Source organism: Pectobacterium brasiliense, assembly GCF_013449685.1.
GTDB classification, from domain to species: Bacteria; Pseudomonadota; Gammaproteobacteria; order Enterobacterales; family Enterobacteriaceae; genus Pectobacterium; species Pectobacterium brasiliense_A.
Genome location: NZ_JACDSF010000017.1, coordinates 306,875 through 323,209, shown reverse-complemented (window position 1 = coordinate 323,209; position 16,335 = coordinate 306,875). Strand labels below are relative to the sequence as shown.

Below are 16,335 nucleotides of genomic sequence, written 5' to 3'. Positions count from 1 at the left end.
GAATTTCATGACCACGCATGCCGTTACACATGTAGTCTGGCTACGCAACGATCTGCGCGTTACCGATAATCTGGCGCTGCACGCGGCCTGTCAGGATCCAAATGCCACCGTGCTGGCGGTTTTTATCGCCACGCCGGCGCAGTGGGAAAAGCACGATATGGCACCGCGTCAGGCGGCCTTTCTGCTGGAGAACCTGAGGTTGGTGCAGCATGTGCTGGCCGAGAAAGGCATCCCGCTGCATTACCACGAATGTGCTGATTTTGCGGCATCGGTTGACTGGCTGGTACAGTTTTGTGCACAGCAGCAGGTGACCGATCTTTTCTACAATTACCAATATGAAATCAACGAGCGGCTGCGTGATAAGCAGGTGAAAGATCGGTTGGCCGATAGCGTGGTTTGTCACGGTTATCATGACAGCCTGTTGTTACCGCCGGGTAGCGTGCTGACGGGTAATGGCGAGATGTACAAAGTGTTTACGCCCTTTCGTCAGGCTTTTATCAAACGTCTGCTGGAGTCGGATACGACGTGCGTACCGGCACCAGACGCGCGCGGTGAGCCGATCAATAACACAGTGGAACTGGTACCGTTCAGCTACCCGCAGCGTGAGGTGGATAGCGATGATTTCCCCTGTGGGGAACGCGCGGCGTTGCAGCAACTGCGCCGTTTTTGCCGCGAGCAGGTGCAGGATTATGACCAGCGGCGGGATTTTCCTGCGTTGCCCGGCACCAGCAAACTTTCTCCGTATCTGGCGCTTGGGATCGTATCGCCGCGCCAGTGCGTTAACCGTCTGCGTGCCGAATGCCCGGAGATGTTGGAACGGCGTGAGGGCGGGGCGTTTACCTGGTTTAACGAGCTGGTCTGGCGTGAATTTTACCGCCACCTGATTGTGTCTTGGCCGCAGCTATGTAAACACCGACCGTTCACCGCATGGACGCAGTGGGTGAAATGGCGAGAATCGCCGGAGAATTTAGCCGCCTGGCAGCAGGGAAAAACGGGCTACCCGATTGTGGATGCAGCGATGCGTCAACTGAATGAAACGGGATGGATGCACAATCGCCTGCGTATGATTTGCGCCAGTTTTCTCGTCAAAGATTTACTGATCGATTGGCGCGAAGGCGAACGCTACTTTATGTCGCAACTGCTGGATGGCGATCTGGCGGCGAATAACGGCGGCTGGCAGTGGGCGGCGTCGACAGGTACCGATGCGGCACCTTATTTTCGTATTTTTAACCCGACAACGCAGGGCGAGCGCTTCGACCCTGAAGGTCGGTTTATTCGTCACTGGCTGCCCGAGCTGGCCGCCGTGCCGGATAAAGATATTCATCAGCCCCATCGCTGGGCTGACAAACACCACCATCAGCTGAACTATCCGCTGCCCATCGTCGACCATAAAACCGCGCGTCAGAATACGCTGGCGGCGTTTGAGGCGGCCAAAAATATCGGTATGGCGGATAACGATCGAGAAGAGAAAAGTAAGTATGCGTAATGTGGAATTGGAAAGAATCATTAACGAGAAACTGAGCACGGCGACGTTTCAGGACTACGCACCGAACGGTTTACAGGTTGAGGGGCGTGCGGACGTAAAACGTATTGTGACGGGCGTAACGGCCTCACAGGCGCTGCTGGATGCGGCGGTAGAAAAGCAGGCCGATGCGATTCTGGTTCATCACGGCTATTTCTGGAAAAACGAACCGCAGATTGTTTGTGGCATGAAGCGTAACCGGCTGAAAACGCTGTTGCTCAATGATATCAACCTGTACGGCTACCATCTGCCGCTGGATGCACACCTGGAACTGGGGAATAACGCACAGCTGGCGGCGCTGCTGGAGATTCAGGTGCAGGGCGCAATTGAGCCGCTGGTGCCGTATGGTGAACTGGCGCAGCCCATGACGGCAGATGCCTTTTGCCGCCGTGTAGAAAAACGATTGGGGCGGAGCGTGCTGCATTGTGGGGATAATGCACCGCAACAGATACAGCGCGTGGCCTGGTGTACTGGCGGTGGTCAGGGTTTTATTGAACAAGCGGCCCGCTTCGGGGTCGATGCGTTTATTACCGGTGAAGTGTCTGAGCAAACGATTCATATCGCGCGCGAAATGGGGCTGCACTTCTTTGCTGCCGGACACCATGCCACCGAACGCGGCGGCATCAAAGCGTTGGGCGAATGGCTGGCGGCACAGCATGGTTTTGATGTGACATTTATTGATATTCCTAACCCGGCGTGATGGGTTGAAAGTCTTGGGATCGCACAGGAATGATGTCACATTTTCGATATTGGCATCGTTGTTGCTTCGCTGTTGAGAAGAAAACTTATCAGTAAGCAACGCTAATCATTTAGCCATGTTCACCATGACGGATAAAACGCGATTCAGGAGGAAAGATTGCAACGAGCACGGTGTTATCTTCTGGGCGAGAGGGCTGTCGTTCTGGAACTGGAACCGCCAATGTCGCTGGAGAGCCAGCAGCGGATATGGGGGCTTGCCGAGCGCCTGAATCATCATGAAGAGGTGCTGGAAGCGATTCCGGGCATGAACAATCTGACGGTGCTGTTGGCGCATCCACAGCAGGTGGCGTTGGATGCGATTGAACGTTTGCAGCGCTGGTGGGAAGAAAGTGAATCGCTGGTGTTTGACCCACGCGATATCGATATTCCTGTTGTGTATGGCGGAGAAGCGGGGCCAGATCTGGCAGACGTTGCCGCTCACAGTGGCCTGACAGTGAGTCAGGTTGTGGAAGCACACGCAGCCGCACAGTACGTGGTCTACTTTTTGGGCTTCCAGCCGGGCTTTGCCTACCTCGGTGGATTAAACGAGAAGCTGCATATGCCGCGTCGTGCCGAACCGCGCCTGCGCGTGCCGGCGGGGTCGGTCGGGATTGGTGGCGCGCAGACGGGGATTTATCCTCTGGCGACGCCGGGTGGCTGGCAGCTGATTGGCCGCACGTCGTTGAAGCTGTTTAATCCACAAACGATGCCGCCAACGCTGCTGCGTCCTGGCGATAACGTTCGGTTTCTGCCACAGAAGGAGGGCGTATGCTAAAGGTTATCCATGCCGGCTTGCATACTTCGGTGCAGGACGGCGGTCGCGTCGGCTTTCGCCGTTTGGGTATCAGCCAGTCAGGCGCGCTCGATCTGCCTGCACTGACAATGGCCAACCTGCTGGTGGGCAACGCGGAGAATGCCGCCGCGCTGGAAATTACGCTGGGCAAGTTTACCGCAACATTCACCACCGCCTGCTGGGTGGCGCTGACCGGTGCGGACTGCCATGCCGACTTGGATGGCAAGCCGCTCTGGACCGGTTGGCGTTTCGCGGTGAAGCCAGGACAAACGTTGAAAATGCGCATGCCGCGTAACGGAATGCGCAGCTACTTGGCGTTGTCCGGCGGTGTGGATGTGCCGGAAGCGCTTGGGTCGCGCAGTACCGATTTGAAAGCCGGTTTTGGGGGTTTTGACGGACGCTTGCTGAGGGATGGCGATGAACTTCCGCTGGGAACGCCGACTCGTGAACTGACGCGAGAAGTCGGTATCAAGCAACTGCTGTTCGGCAATCGCGTGCGGGCCTTGCCGGGGCCGGAATATCAGGAATTCAGCGAAGAGATGCAGGAGCTGTTCTGGCGAACGTCTTGGCAACTGAGCCCGCAAAGTAACCGCATGGGTTACCGTTTACTGGGCGCTGAACTACAGCGCGCCGCATTGCTGGGTAGCAAACCGCGCGAGCTGCCATCGCATGGGCTGCTGCCGGGCGTGGTGCAAGTTCCGCACAATGGTCACCCTATCGTACTGCTGGCGGATGCCCAGACAACCGGCGGTTACCCGCGTATCGCGACGGTGATCGAAGCCGATTTATTCCATTTGGCGCAAATCCGGCTCGGTGAACCGATACATTTTATTCACTGTACGCAGGCACAGGCGCAAAAAGCGGCCGAAGAACAGCGACGTTACCTCGAACAGCTGGCGTGGAGGCTGCATGATTATTGATCTGAATGCCGATCTGGGCGAAGGCAGTGAGAACGACGAAGCGCTGCTCAAGCTGGTGACCTCTGCCAATATTGCCTGTGGGTTTCATGCCGGTGATGCACAAACCATGCGCCAGTCAGTGCGTTGGGGAATCGGCTATGGCGTTGCTCTTGGTGCACACCCGAGTTTTCCCGATCGTGAAAATTTTGGCCGCAAGGCGATGAATGTGCCTGCGGAAATTGTCTTTGCACAGGTGGTGTATCAGCTTGGCGCGCTCAGTGCGATCGTCGCTGCTGAAGGCGGCACGCTGTCGCACGTTAAGCCTCACGGCATGCTTTACAATCAGGCGGCATGCGAACCAGCGCTGGCCGATGCGATAGCCAAGGCGGTGAAAGTGGTGAATCCGGCGTTACGCTTAGTCGGTCTGGCGGGAAGTGAGTTAATTCGTGCCGGACAACGGCTGGGGCTGGAGACGCGTCAGGAAGTGTTCGCCGACCGCTGCTATCTGCCTGACGGATCGCTGGTGCCGCGCACTCAGGCGGGGGCATTGATTAACAGCGATGAACTGGCGCTGGCGCAAACGCTGGAGATGATTCAACGTCAGCGGGTCAGATCGATTGACGGTTCCTGGGTGAACGTGCAGGCGGATACCGTGTGTATTCACGGCGATGGACCACACGCGCTGTTGTTTGCCCGCAAGCTGCGACACTGTTTTAGCCAGCATCAGATCGCTGTTGCTGCGGCATAATTATTATTTTTATATGACGGGGATAACCGATGAAAACCGTTTTGATTACGGCGTTTGAGCCTTTCGAGGGCGAAGCGATTAACCCCTCTTGGGAAGCGATAAAAGACCTTCATCAGCGGGAAGTTGGCGGTGCGCGCGTAGTGGCCTGCCGTTTATCTTGCGTCTTCGACCTGTCGCTGGAACAGCTTTACCGCGCGATAGCAGAATGGCAGCCGGAAGTGGTGATCGCGGTGGGGCAGGCAGGCGGCCGTGCTGATATTTCTGTCGAACGCGTGGCGATTAATATTAATGATGCCCGCATTGCTGATAACCGAGGTAACCAGCCGATTGATACGCCGGTGGTGGAAAAGGGGCCGGCGGCGTATTTCTCGACGTTGCCGGTGAAAGCGCTGGTACAGGCATTGCGTGCAGCGGGTATTCCCGCCTCGGTATCGCAAACCGCAGGGACGTTTGTCTGCAACCATGTGATGTACGGGCTTTTACATCAACTACATCAACAGGGCGATGTGGTGCGTGGTGGATTCGTTCACATTCCCTATTCGCCGGAGCAGGCCGCGCGACACCCCGGTGAACCGAGCATGCCCACGCCGCTAGTCACGGCGGCGCTGGAGGTGATGATCAAGCAGTCGCTGGTGCAGCAGGTTGATGTGGCGGTGACTGGCGGTGCTCTGCACTAGTGTGATTAATCACGCAATACGTCTGATTTTCAGGGAGTAAGGTATGCCGGAAGGACCGGAAATTCGCCGGGCGGCCGATAAACTGGTTGAGGCTGTAGTGGGAAAAATGCTGACGCGTGTCTGGTTTGCGTTTCCAGAACTGAAGCCATACGAGGCAGAATTGGTTGGGCAGCAGGTCAGGCAGATCGACACGCGCGGAAAGGCGCTGCTGACCTATTTTAGCAACGATCGGGTGTTGTATAGCCACAATCAACTGTATGGCGTGTGGCGAGTCGTGAATGCCGGTGAGTCGCCGGAAACGAAACGGGATTTGCGCGCCCGGCTGGAAACGCAAGATCGCGCCATTCTGCTTTACAGCGCGTCCGATATTGAAATGCTGACGCCGGAGACGCTCTCGACGCATCCTTTCCTGCAACGTATTGGCCCCGATGTCTTGGATCTCTCACTGACGCCGGAACAGGTGTGTGAGCGTCTGTTATTACCGCGCTTTCGCCGTCGCCAGTTCAGTGGGCTGCTGCTGGATCAGGCTTTTCTCGCCGGGCTGGGGAATTATCTGCGCGTCGAGATTCTCTGGCAGGCACAGCTAGCACCGCAACACACGGCAGCGCAGTTGAGTGAGGAACAGTTGCAGAGGTTAAGTCGAGCGCTGCTGGAGATTCCCCGTTTGTCCTACAACACGCGCGGCACCGTTGATGATAATCGACATCACGGGGCGATTTTTTCGTTCAAGGTTTTCCATCGAGAAGGGGAACGCTGCGAGCGCTGCGGCGGGATCATCGAAAGAACGATGCTGTCATCACGCCCGTTCTATTGGTGCCCGCACTGCCAGAAGTAATAATGTGAGTTATTTATGCGCAAAATGAATACGTTAATTCCAGAAATGATTGTCTCTGACCTACAAAAGAGTCTGGCGTTTTATTGCCATGTTTTGGGATTTCAGATTGAGTACGACAGGCCTGAAGATAAGTTCGCATTCCTTTCATTTCATGGGAGCCAACTGATGCTGGAACAGGATTACTTAACCGAATCACCCTGGCGTGTTGAACCGTTAGAACCGCCGTTTGGCCGCGGTATGAATTTATCGATTGAGTGCCCGGATGTTCAGGCGCTGGCGGCGGCGATTGAACGTGCTGGCTATACGCTACGCAGGCCGGTGGATACGTGCTGGTATCGCGATCATGAGGTGTATCACGGGGAAAGTAATTTTCTGGTACAGGATCCGGATGGTTATTTATTGCGATTCACGCAAAGTTTAGGTTGTAAGTCATCCCTTTAGTGCAATTGTAAAAAAGGCCGGAAAATCCGGCCTTTTTTATGCGTACGGAATGGATTAATCGTGTTTCAGATTGGATTTGAAATCACGTTTGTCGTAGCCGGTGTACAGCTGACGTGGACGGGCAATTTTGATGCCGTCGTCGTGCATTTCGTTCCAGTGTGCAATCCAGCCCACGGTACGTGCCATCGCGAAGATAACGGTGAACATGGAAGACGGAATACCCATCGCTTTCAGGATGATACCGGAGTAGAAGTCCACGTTCGGGTACAGTTTCTTCTCGATGAAGTACGGGTCGTTCAGCGCGATATTTTCCAGCTCCATCGCCACTTCCAGTAGGTCGTCTTTTCTGCCCAGCTCTTTCAGCACTTCATGGCAGGTTTCACGCATGACGGTAGCGCGCGGATCGTGGTTTTTGTACACACGGTGACCAAAGCCCATCAGGCGGAAGGAATCGTTCTTGTCTTTTGCACGCTCGATAAACGCAGGGATGTGCTCCACGCTGCTGATTTCTTCCAGCATACGCAGGCAGGCTTCGTTCGCGCCGCCGTGTGCCGGTCCCCACAGCGAGGCGATCCCCGCGGCGATACAGGCAAACGGGTTCGCACCAGACGAGCCAGCAGTACGCACGGTAGACGTCGAGGCATTTTGCTCGTGATCGGCATGCAGGATCAGGATACGGTCCATCGCACGTTCTAACACCGGATTCACAACATATTCTTCGCAAGGCGTAGAGAACATCATGTGCAGGAAGTTACCCGCGTAGGACAGGTTGTTTTTCGGATAAACAAACGGCTGGCCCAGTGAGTATTTGTAGCACATTGCTGCAACGGTCGGCATTTTGGACAGCAGGCGGTAAGCCGCGATCTCACGGTGGCGTTCGTTGCTGATATCCAGCGAGTCGTGGTAGAACGCCGCCAGTGCACCCGTGACGCCGCACAACACAGCCATTGGATGTGAATCACGACGGAAACCGTGGAACAGACGAGTAATCTGCTCATGGATCATGGTGTGACGCGTTACGGTGGTTTTGAAGGTTTCATACTGTTCTACCGTCGGGACTTCACCGAACAGCAGGATGTAACAAACTTCAAGATAATTCGATTTTTCAGCCAGTTGGGCAATCGGGAAGCCACGGTGTAGCAAGATGCCTTCGTCACCGTCAATATAGGTAATCTTGGATTCGCAAGATGCGGTAGAGGTAAAGCCGGGGTCAAATGTGAAGTAACCTTTAGAACCGAGGGGACGAATATCAATCTCATCATACCCCAATGTACCTGATAGGACATTTAGCTCAATTGGATCTTTACCCTCTAGAGTAAGTGTTGCTTTCTTATCAGCCATTTACAGTCTCCTTAGCGCTTTAATTTTAAAAATTCTCACTGAAGAAATACCGTCATGCCTGTGCACCGGCGAGTGAAGAATGACCGGTGAAACTCTGTCGTGACACAGTCGTCAAATAGGATACAGAGTAAGGCGGATAGCCGCATTCAGGATGAAAAATTCGTTCTCCAGGTAATTAACAATCTTCAGGTAATTAGCGATCTTCAGGCAATTAACTATGCTCTGAATAGATTGTAGTCATTACCTATGATTTTTACGTGGACTCTCCCCACTGTTACATAAGTTACGCCAGTGTGGAAGTGTCGCCGTTGTGCTTTAACACATCATAAGGAATTCAATCCCCTATTTGTAATTGAAATGTTGAACTTTTGTCAAATCAGATAATTAATTTTATATAAATTGTGAAATTCGTGATCTAAATCACTGTTCGCGGCAAATGTCACCAAACAGTTTGTATGGGAATTGTAATGGGAATGTGAAGGACCTATACTGCCGCCAGGTCTCCGGAATCACCCTGCAGTAGGAGCACCCAGTATGAAAGGATCATGCGCTGTTTAGACACCGGAATGTCGATGTTTGAGCGCGTATCGTAAACCCACTTTTCAGGGCTGTAACTTTCATACTGTCTGACCTCACATCAGGCCCGGAGGAAGAAACAATAATAAAAGCTGTGTGGGCAAATCTGTGAAAAAACAAAGACCTGTCAATCTGGAATTGCAGACGATCCAGTTTCCCGTTACTGCGATAGCATCTATTCTTCACCGCGTCTCCGGCGTTATCACCTTTGTCGCTGTCGGTATTTTACTGTGGCTGTTAGGCACTTCTCTTTCTTCAGAGGAAGGGTTCCTGCGTGCTGCGGAAATTATGGATAGTTTCATCGTCAAGTTTATCGTTTGGGGCATCCTTGTCGCGTTGGCTTATCACATTGTTGGTGGTATACGTCACCTGTTGATGGATTTTGGCTATATAGAAGAAGACCTTGCCGCAGGTAAGCGTTCTGCAAATATCTCCTTTATTATTACTGTCGTGCTTTCAATTCTGGCTGGAGTCCTCGTATGGTAAGCAATGCTTCTGCGTTAGGACGCAATGGCGTACACGATTGGTTACTGATTCGCGCTTCCGCCATCGTCATTGTTCTGTATGTAATTTATATTATTGGTTTTATTGCTACGGCTGGCGACATCACGTATGAAATCTGGCGTGGTTTCTTCGCAATGGCTCTCACCAAAGTATTCACACTGCTAACGTTATTTTCCATTCTGGTTCATGCCTGGATAGGGATGTGGCAAGTGCTGACCGACTACATTAAACCGCTGGCCTTACGTCTGACTTTACAGTTGGCGATTGTCGTAGCGTTGTTGGTGTACGTCATTTATGGAACTATTGTGGTGTGGGGTGCGTGATGAATTTGCCAGTCAGAGAGTTTGATGCAGTTGTTGTGGGGGCGGGTGGCGCAGGTATGCGCGCCGCGCTGCAAATTTCCCAAATGGGCCTGTCCTGTGCCCTGTTATCGAAGGTGTTCCCAACCCGTTCCCATACTGTGTCCGCGCAGGGCGGTATTACCGTTGCGCTGGGCAACACCCATGAGGACAACTGGGAATGGCACATGTACGATACCGTAAAAGGGTCGGATTACATTGGCGATCAGGACGCTATTGAATATATGTGTAAAACCGGTCCGGAAGCAATTCTGGAACTGGAACACATGGGATTACCTTTCTCCCGTCTGGATGATGGCAGTATTTATCAGCGTCCGTTCGGTGGTCAATCCAAGAATTTTGGCGGCGAGCAGGCCGCGCGTACTGCGGCTGCCGCTGACCGTACCGGTCATGCCTTGTTGCATACGCTGTATCAGCAGAACCTGAAAAATCACACCACTATTTTCTCCGAATGGTACGCCCTCGATCTGGTGAAGAATCAGGATGGCGCGGTGGTCGGCTGTACGGCGATCTGTATCGAAACCGGTGAAGTGGTCTATTTCAAAGCGAAAGCGACCGTGCTGGCGACCGGCGGCGCAGGCCGTATTTACCAGTCCACCACCAACGCACACATTAATACCGGTGATGGCGTGGGCATGGCACTGCGTGCGGGCGTTCCGTTGCAAGACATGGAAATGTGGCAGTTCCACCCGACCGGTATTGCTGGTGCGGGTGTGCTGGTGACAGAAGGCTGCCGTGGTGAAGGCGGTTACCTGCTGAACAAGCACGGTGAACGTTTCATGGAACGTTATGCGCCAAACGCGAAAGATCTGGCTGGTCGTGACGTTGTTGCCCGTTCCATCATGATCGAAATTCGTGAAGGCCGCGGCTGTGAAGGTCCGTGGGGACCACATGCCAAGCTGAAACTGGATCATCTGGGTAAAGATGTTCTGGAATCCCGTCTGCCGGGCATTCTGGAGCTGTCCCGCACATTTGCTCACGTCGATCCGGTGAAAGAACCGATTCCGGTTATCCCAACCTGCCACTACATGATGGGCGGTATCCCGACCAAAGTGAGTGGTCAAGCATTGACGGTGAATGAGAAAGGCGAAGATGTAGTGATTCCAGGGCTGTTTGCCGTGGGTGAAATCGCCTGTGTCTCGGTTCATGGTGCTAACCGTCTCGGCGGTAACTCGCTGCTCGATCTGGTGGTATTTGGTCGCTCAGCGGGCATCCACCTGCAAGAGTCACTGAACGAGCAGGGCGAAAGTCGTGATGCCAGCGAATCCGATATTGAAGCCTCCCTCGACCGTCTTAACCGCTGGAACAATACCCGTTCAGGGGAAGATCCGGTTGAAATCCGCAAGGCGCTGCAATCCTGTATGCAGAACAACTTCTCGGTCTTCCGCGAAGGCGATGCGATGGCGAAAGGCTTGGAAGAGCTGAAAGTGATTCGTGAACGCCTGAAAAATGCGCGTTTGGATGACACGTCAAGCGAGTTCAACACCCAGCGTATCGAGTGTCTGGAGCTGGATAACCTGATGGAAACCGCGTATGCGACGGCGGTATCGGCTAACTTCCGTACCGAAAGCCGTGGCGCGCACAGTCGCTTCGACTACCCAGAGCGCGATGATGAAAATTGGCTGTGCCATTCGTTGTATCTGCCGCAAACCGACAGCATGACGCGCCGTGAGGTGAACATGCAGCCTAAACTGCGTCCGGCGTTCCCGCCGAAAGTACGTACTTATTAATTGCGGAGATCAAACGATGAAACTCGAATTTTCTATTTATCGTTATAACCCGGATGTTGACGATGCTCCGCGGATGCAGGATTACCAGTTGGAGGCGGAAGAAGGCCGCGACATGATGCTGCTTGATGCGCTGATGCTGCTGAAAGAGCAGGATCCAACGCTGTCATTCCGTCGTTCTTGCCGTGAGGGCGTCTGTGGTTCCGATGGCGTCAACATGAACGGCAAAAATGGGCTGGCCTGTATCACGCCGGTTTCTGCATTACGTCGTGGAAACAGCAAAATTGTTATCCGTCCTTTACCTGGATTACCGGTTGTTCGTGATTTGGTAGTGGACATGGGGCAGTTCTATGCTCAATATGAGAAAATAAGGCCTTACCTGTTGAATAATGGGAAAAATCCGCCAGCGCGTGAGCATCTGCAATCGCCTGAACAACGTGCCAAGCTGGATGGGTTATATGAATGCATCATGTGCGCCTGCTGTTCAACGTCTTGCCCGTCGTTCTGGTGGAACCCGGACAAGTTTGTCGGACCGGCGGGGTTGCTGGCAGCGTATCGCTTCCTGATTGACAGCCGCGATACGGAAACCCAGCCACGACTGGACGATCTGGACGATGCGTTCAGCGTCTTCCGCTGCCACGGCATCATGAACTGCGTCAACGTGTGTCCGAAAGGGCTGAACCCGACCAAGGCTATTGGTCATATTAAATCGATGCTGTTGCACCGTAGCGCGTAACGGCTAGTCAGTACGTAACGTGTTATTGCATAAAGATTAAGTAGTAAAACATGTATCTCCCTCTGAAGTTGCTATTCTTCAGAGGGAGCGCAGGAAACCTTTAAAAACCGGCTTACGCACCCGAACCGGTTTTTAAAGGTTCCTTAGGGGGGATGGATACCCTAAGCACGTACCGAAGTACGACAAGTGAACCGTTTGTACGGCGAACGATATACGGAAACTAATTACATGTTAACCACGGCGAAAACTGAAGCTTATTAGCTTAAGGGATCATGATGCAGAACGGCGCGATGAAGGCCTGGCTGGATTCCTCCTATTTGGCGGGTGCGAATCAGTCCTACATAGAGCAACTCTATGAAGATTTTTTAACCGATCCTGACTCGATCGAACATAGCTGGCGCTCTATCTTCCAGCAATTGCCTACGAGTGGGGTCAAACCGGATCAACTCCATTCCAAAACGCGTGAATATTTCCGCCGTCTGGCGAAAGACTCTTCGCGCTTTACCTCGTCAGTCACCGATCCCGATATTGATGCTAAGCAGGTCAAGGTCTTGCAACTGATCAATGCGTTCCGCTTCCGTGGACATCAGCAAGCTAACCTTGACCCGATCTTCCTGCGCCCGCAGGAACCCGTTGCAGAATTGGATCTGGATTACCACAACCTGACGCAGGATGATCTGCAGGAATCTTTCAACGTGGGCTCTTTTGCCATCGGCAAAGACACCATGAAGCTGGAAGATCTGTATGACGCGCTGAAACGCACCTATTGCGGTTCTATCGGTGCAGAATATATGCACATGACCAGTACGGAAGAGAAACGTTGGATCCAGCAGCGTATCGAATCGGTAATGGGGCAGCCGTCATTTTCTCTGGAAGAAAAACGCCGTTTCCTGAAAGAGTTAACCGCAGCCGAAGGGCTGGAGCGTTATCTGGGTGCCAAATATCCTGGTGCCAAGCGTTTCTCGCTGGAAGGCGGTGATGCACTGGTTCCGATGCTGAAAGAGCTGATTCGCCATGCGGGTGCAAACGGTACTCGCGAAGTGGTATTGGGTATGGCACACCGTGGCCGTCTCAACGTGCTGATCAACGTATTGGGCAAAAAATCTCAGGATCTGTTTGACGAGTTTGCTGGTAAGCATAAAGAACACCTCGGTACCGGTGACGTGAAATATCACCAGGGTTTCTCGTCTGAATTCGAGACGGCTGGCGGTCTGGTGCATTTGGCGCTGGCGTTCAACCCATCGCACCTCGAAATCGTCAGTCCAGTAGTGACGGGTTCGGTACGTGCGCGTCTCGATCGTCTGAATAGCCAGAGTGGTCCGCGTGTTTTACCTATCACTATTCACGGTGATGCGGCAGTCAGTGGTCAGGGGGTGGTGCAGGAACTGTTGAATATGTCGACGGTGCGTGGCTACGAAGTCGGCGGCACGCTGCGTATTGTGATTAACAACCGTATCGGTTTCACCACGTCTAACCCGCTGGATATCCGTTCTACCGAGTACTGTACCGATATCGGAAAAATGGTGCAGGCGCCTATTTTCCACGTTAACGCAGACGATCCCGAAGCGGTGGCGTTTGTTACGCGTCTGGCGTTGGATTTCCGTAATGAGTTTAAGCGTGATGTGTTCATCGATCTGATTTGTTATCGCCGTCATGGTCATAACGAAGCTGACGAGCCAAGTGCAACGCAGCCGATGATGTACCAGAAGATCAAAAAACACCCGACGCCGCGTAAGGTATACGCCGACCGTTTGGAGCAGGAAAAATCCATCACGCCGGAAGATGCCACCGAAATGGTCAACCTGTACCGCGATGCGCTCGATGCGGGTGAGTGCGTGGTAGAAGAATGGCGTGAAATGGATATGCAGTCCTTTACCTGGACGCCGTATCTGAACCATGAGTGGGATGAGCCTTATCCGCACGCAACGGAAATGAAACGCTTGCAGGAATTGGCGAAGCGTATCAGCGAAGTGCCGGAAGGGATTGACGTTCATCCCCGTGTTGCCAAAGTTTATGCTGATCGTGCCGAAATGGCCGCTGGCAACAAGCCGTTTGATTGGGGCGGAGCGGAAACGCTGGCCTACGCGACGCTGGTTGACGAGGGCATTCCGATTCGTCTGTCTGGTGAGGACAGCGGTCGCGGTACGTTCTTCCATCGTCATGCGGTCGTGCATAACCAGAAAAATGGTTCCAGCTACACGCCGTTGAACCACGTGCATAACGGACAGGGCGAGTTTAACGTCTGGGACTCCGTATTGTCTGAAGAGGCGATTCTGGCGTTTGAATACGGCTATGCGACCGCAGAACCGCGCACCCTGACTATCTGGGAAGCGCAGTTTGGTGACTTCGCCAACGGTGCGCAGGTCGTTATCGACCAGTTCATCAGCTCCGGTGAGCAGAAGTGGGGCCGTATGTGTGGTCTGGTTATGCTGCTGCCGCACGGTTACGAAGGTCAAGGCCCTGAGCACTCGTCTGCCAGATTGGAACGCTATCTGCAGTTGTGCGCTGAGCAAAATATGCAGGTCTGTATTCCGTCAACGCCAGCGCAGGTTTATCACATGCTTCGCCGTCAGGCGCTGCGTGGTATGCGCCGTCCGCTGGTGGTCATGTCACCGAAATCTCTGCTGCGCCATCCGCTGGCGATCTCTTCACTGGATGAACTGGCAAATGGTTCCTTCCAGCCGGCGATTGGTGAAGTAGAAGAATTAGATCCGGCAGCCGTGAAGCGTGTCGTGCTTTGTTCCGGTAAGGTCTACTATGATTTGGTAGAACAGCGCCGCAAGAACGAGCAAAAGAATGTCGCGATCGTCCGTATCGAACAGCTTTATCCGTTCCCGCATCAGGCCGTTCAAGCTGCGCTGGAATCGTTTGCCCATGTTCATGATTTCGTGTGGTGTCAGGAAGAGCCGCTGAATCAGGGAGCCTGGTATTGCAGTCAGCACCATTTCCGTGAAGTGATTCCGTTTGGGGCTTCTTTACGTTACGCAGGACGCCCGGCGTCTGCATCACCCGCCGTTGGCTATATGTCCGTACACCAGAAACAACAGCAAGATCTGGTCGATGACGCGCTGAACGTTGATTAAATAAAAGGATAGATAATGAGTAGCGTAGATATTCATGTACCCGACCTGCCTGAATCCGTCGCTGACGCCACTGTTGCGAACTGGCATAAAAAGCCAGGCGATAGCGTCGAGCGCGATGAAGTACTGGTTGAAATTGAAACTGACAAAGTTGTACTGGAAGTTCCTGCCTCTGAAGCGGGCATTCTGGATGCCGTGCTGGAAGAGGAAGGCGCGACAGTAACGTCTCGCCAACTGCTGGGCCGCATTCGTCGTGGCGACAGCTCTGGTAAAGAAACCAGCGAGAAATCACAAAGCAAAGAATCAACACCAGCACAGCGTCATACGGCTGGGCTGGAAGAAGAGAACAGCGACGCGCTCAGCCCGGCGATCCGCCGCCTGATTGCAGAGCACGATCTTGATGCCTCTGCTATCAAAGGCAGCGGCGTAGGCGGTCGAATTACCCGTGAAGACGTGGATAAGCATTTGGCTGCCGAGAAGAAAGAGTCTGGTAAAGCGCCTAAGTCTGAAGCGCCAGCGGCTTCTCCGGCACCCGCTCTGGGCGCGCGCAGCGAAAAACGCGTACCGATGACGCGCCTGCGTAAGCGTGTTGCAGAGCGTCTGCTGGAAGCAAAAAACAGCACGGCAATGTTGACGACGTTCAACGAAATCAACATGCAGCCAATCATGGATCTGCGCAAGCAGTACGGCGACGCATTCGAGAAGCGTCACGGTGTGCGTCTGGGCTTCATGTCCTTCTACATCAAAGCCGTGGTCGAAGCGCTGAAGCGTTATCCAGAAGTAAATGCGTCTATTGATGGCGAAGATGTGGTTTACCACAACTACTTCGATGTCAGCATCGCGGTGTCTACCCCGCGTGGTCTGGTTACGCCAGTCCTGCGTGATGTGGATGCGCTGGGCATGGCCGACATCGAGAAGCGCATCAAAGAGCTGGCCGTGAAAGGCCGTGACGGCAAACTGACGGTTGAAGAACTGCTAGGCGGTAATTTCACCATTACCAACGGCGGCGTCTTTGGCTCTCTGATGTCTACCCCAATCATCAACCCACCGCAGAGTGCGATTCTGGGTATGCACGCCATTAAAGATCGTCCGATGGCGGTTGATGGTCAGGTCGTTATTCTGCCGATGATGTATCTGGCGCTGTCTTACGATCACCGTTTGGTCGACGGCCGTGAGTCCGTTGGCTTCCTGGTGACAGTGAAAGAGATGCTGGAAGATCCAGCGCGTCTGCTGTTAGACGTTTAGTCCTACAGATAGGCTCTCGGGCGGATAACCCTGACGGTTTCCGCCCGAAACGATATACCAGATTATGTGCTATGCAGGCCGTTTCTTTTCAACGGCGTTATCCAAATATATCAG

General features: G+C 53.5%; 15 protein-coding genes. 14 read left to right on the top strand and 1 reads right to left on the bottom strand.

What is annotated here, in order from left to right:
- Nucleotides 1-7 precede the first annotated feature (7 nt).
- The 8 genes from phrB (at nucleotide 8) to H0248_RS09235 (ending at nucleotide 6,653) form a co-directional block, all read left to right on the top strand.
- Nucleotides 8-1,486: a deoxyribodipyrimidine photo-lyase gene (gene phrB / locus H0248_RS09270; RefSeq protein WP_180785732.1), complete on the top strand. Its 1,479-nt coding sequence runs from the start codon at nucleotides 8-10 to the stop codon at nucleotides 1,484-1,486.
- On the top strand, nucleotides 1,479-2,222 hold the full coding sequence (locus H0248_RS09265; protein ID WP_180785731.1) for a type 2 GTP cyclohydrolase I: 744 nt from the start codon (nucleotides 1,479-1,481) through the stop codon (nucleotides 2,220-2,222). The genes phrB and H0248_RS09265 overlap by 8 nt, the downstream gene beginning before the upstream one ends.
- A gap of 156 nt (nucleotides 2,223-2,378) precedes the next feature.
- Complete coding sequence (pxpB, locus tag H0248_RS09260) at nucleotides 2,379-3,035, top strand: 5-oxoprolinase subunit PxpB (protein WP_104210322.1); 657 nt, start codon at nucleotides 2,379-2,381, stop codon at nucleotides 3,033-3,035.
- Entirely contained in the window at nucleotides 3,029-3,973 is a 945-nt protein-coding gene (gene pxpC, locus H0248_RS09255) for a 5-oxoprolinase subunit PxpC (RefSeq protein WP_180785730.1), read from the top strand. Before pxpB ends, pxpC begins: the two co-directional genes overlap by 7 nt.
- Entirely contained in the window at nucleotides 3,963-4,700 is a 738-nt protein-coding gene (pxpA, locus tag H0248_RS09250; protein WP_180785729.1) for a 5-oxoprolinase subunit PxpA, read from the top strand. Before pxpC ends, pxpA begins: the two co-directional genes overlap by 11 nt.
- A gap of 29 nt (nucleotides 4,701-4,729) precedes the next feature.
- Nucleotides 4,730-5,377, top strand: a complete 648-nt coding sequence (gene pcp, locus H0248_RS09245) for a pyroglutamyl-peptidase I (protein WP_119874640.1) — start codon at nucleotides 4,730-4,732, stop codon at nucleotides 5,375-5,377.
- 43 nt (nucleotides 5,378-5,420) lie between these two features.
- Nucleotides 5,421-6,212 (top strand): endonuclease VIII, encoded by a 792-nt coding sequence (gene nei, locus H0248_RS09240; protein WP_180785728.1) that lies wholly within the window; start codon nucleotides 5,421-5,423, stop codon nucleotides 6,210-6,212.
- A 15-nt stretch (nucleotides 6,213-6,227) separates the two neighbouring features.
- Nucleotides 6,228-6,653, top strand: coding sequence for a bleomycin resistance protein (locus tag H0248_RS09235; protein ID WP_039466589.1), 426 nt, complete (start codon nucleotides 6,228-6,230; stop codon nucleotides 6,651-6,653).
- Nucleotides 6,654-6,707: 54 nt separating this feature from the next.
- On the opposite strand, the gene H0248_RS09230 is transcribed toward H0248_RS09235, so the two are convergent.
- Nucleotides 6,708-7,994 carry a citrate synthase gene (locus tag H0248_RS09230; RefSeq protein WP_180785727.1) on the bottom strand — a complete coding sequence of 429 codons (1,287 nt, stop codon included), beginning with the start codon at nucleotides 7,992-7,994 and terminating at the stop codon, nucleotides 6,708-6,710.
- A 672-nt stretch (nucleotides 7,995-8,666) separates the two neighbouring features.
- Between H0248_RS09230 and sdhC the strand changes: the two genes are divergently transcribed.
- From sdhC to odhB, 6 genes are all read left to right on the top strand, one after another.
- Complete coding sequence (sdhC, locus tag H0248_RS09225) at nucleotides 8,667-9,056, top strand: succinate dehydrogenase cytochrome b556 subunit (protein ID WP_039275597.1); 390 nt, start codon at nucleotides 8,667-8,669, stop codon at nucleotides 9,054-9,056.
- Nucleotides 9,050-9,397, top strand: a complete 348-nt coding sequence (sdhD, locus tag H0248_RS09220) for a succinate dehydrogenase membrane anchor subunit (RefSeq protein ID WP_010284997.1) — start codon at nucleotides 9,050-9,052, stop codon at nucleotides 9,395-9,397. Before sdhC ends, sdhD begins: the two co-directional genes overlap by 7 nt.
- A complete protein-coding gene (sdhA, locus tag H0248_RS09215) occupies nucleotides 9,397-11,163 on the top strand; it encodes a succinate dehydrogenase flavoprotein subunit (RefSeq protein WP_039535911.1) in 1,767 nt (588 codons plus the stop codon). Before sdhD ends, sdhA begins: the two co-directional genes overlap by 1 nt.
- Nucleotides 11,164-11,179: 16 nt before the next feature.
- Nucleotides 11,180-11,896, top strand: coding sequence for a succinate dehydrogenase iron-sulfur subunit (locus tag H0248_RS09210; protein WP_180785726.1), 717 nt, complete (start codon nucleotides 11,180-11,182; stop codon nucleotides 11,894-11,896).
- 275 nt (nucleotides 11,897-12,171) lie between these two features.
- Nucleotides 12,172-14,979 carry a 2-oxoglutarate dehydrogenase E1 component gene (gene sucA / locus H0248_RS09205; RefSeq protein ID WP_180785762.1) on the top strand — a complete coding sequence of 936 codons (2,808 nt, stop codon included), beginning with the start codon at nucleotides 12,172-12,174 and terminating at the stop codon, nucleotides 14,977-14,979.
- A 15-nt stretch (nucleotides 14,980-14,994) separates the two neighbouring features.
- Nucleotides 14,995-16,221: a 2-oxoglutarate dehydrogenase complex dihydrolipoyllysine-residue succinyltransferase gene (odhB, locus tag H0248_RS09200; RefSeq protein WP_180785724.1), complete on the top strand. Its 1,227-nt coding sequence runs from the start codon at nucleotides 14,995-14,997 to the stop codon at nucleotides 16,219-16,221.
- The last annotated feature ends 114 nt before the right edge of the window (nucleotides 16,222-16,335 follow it).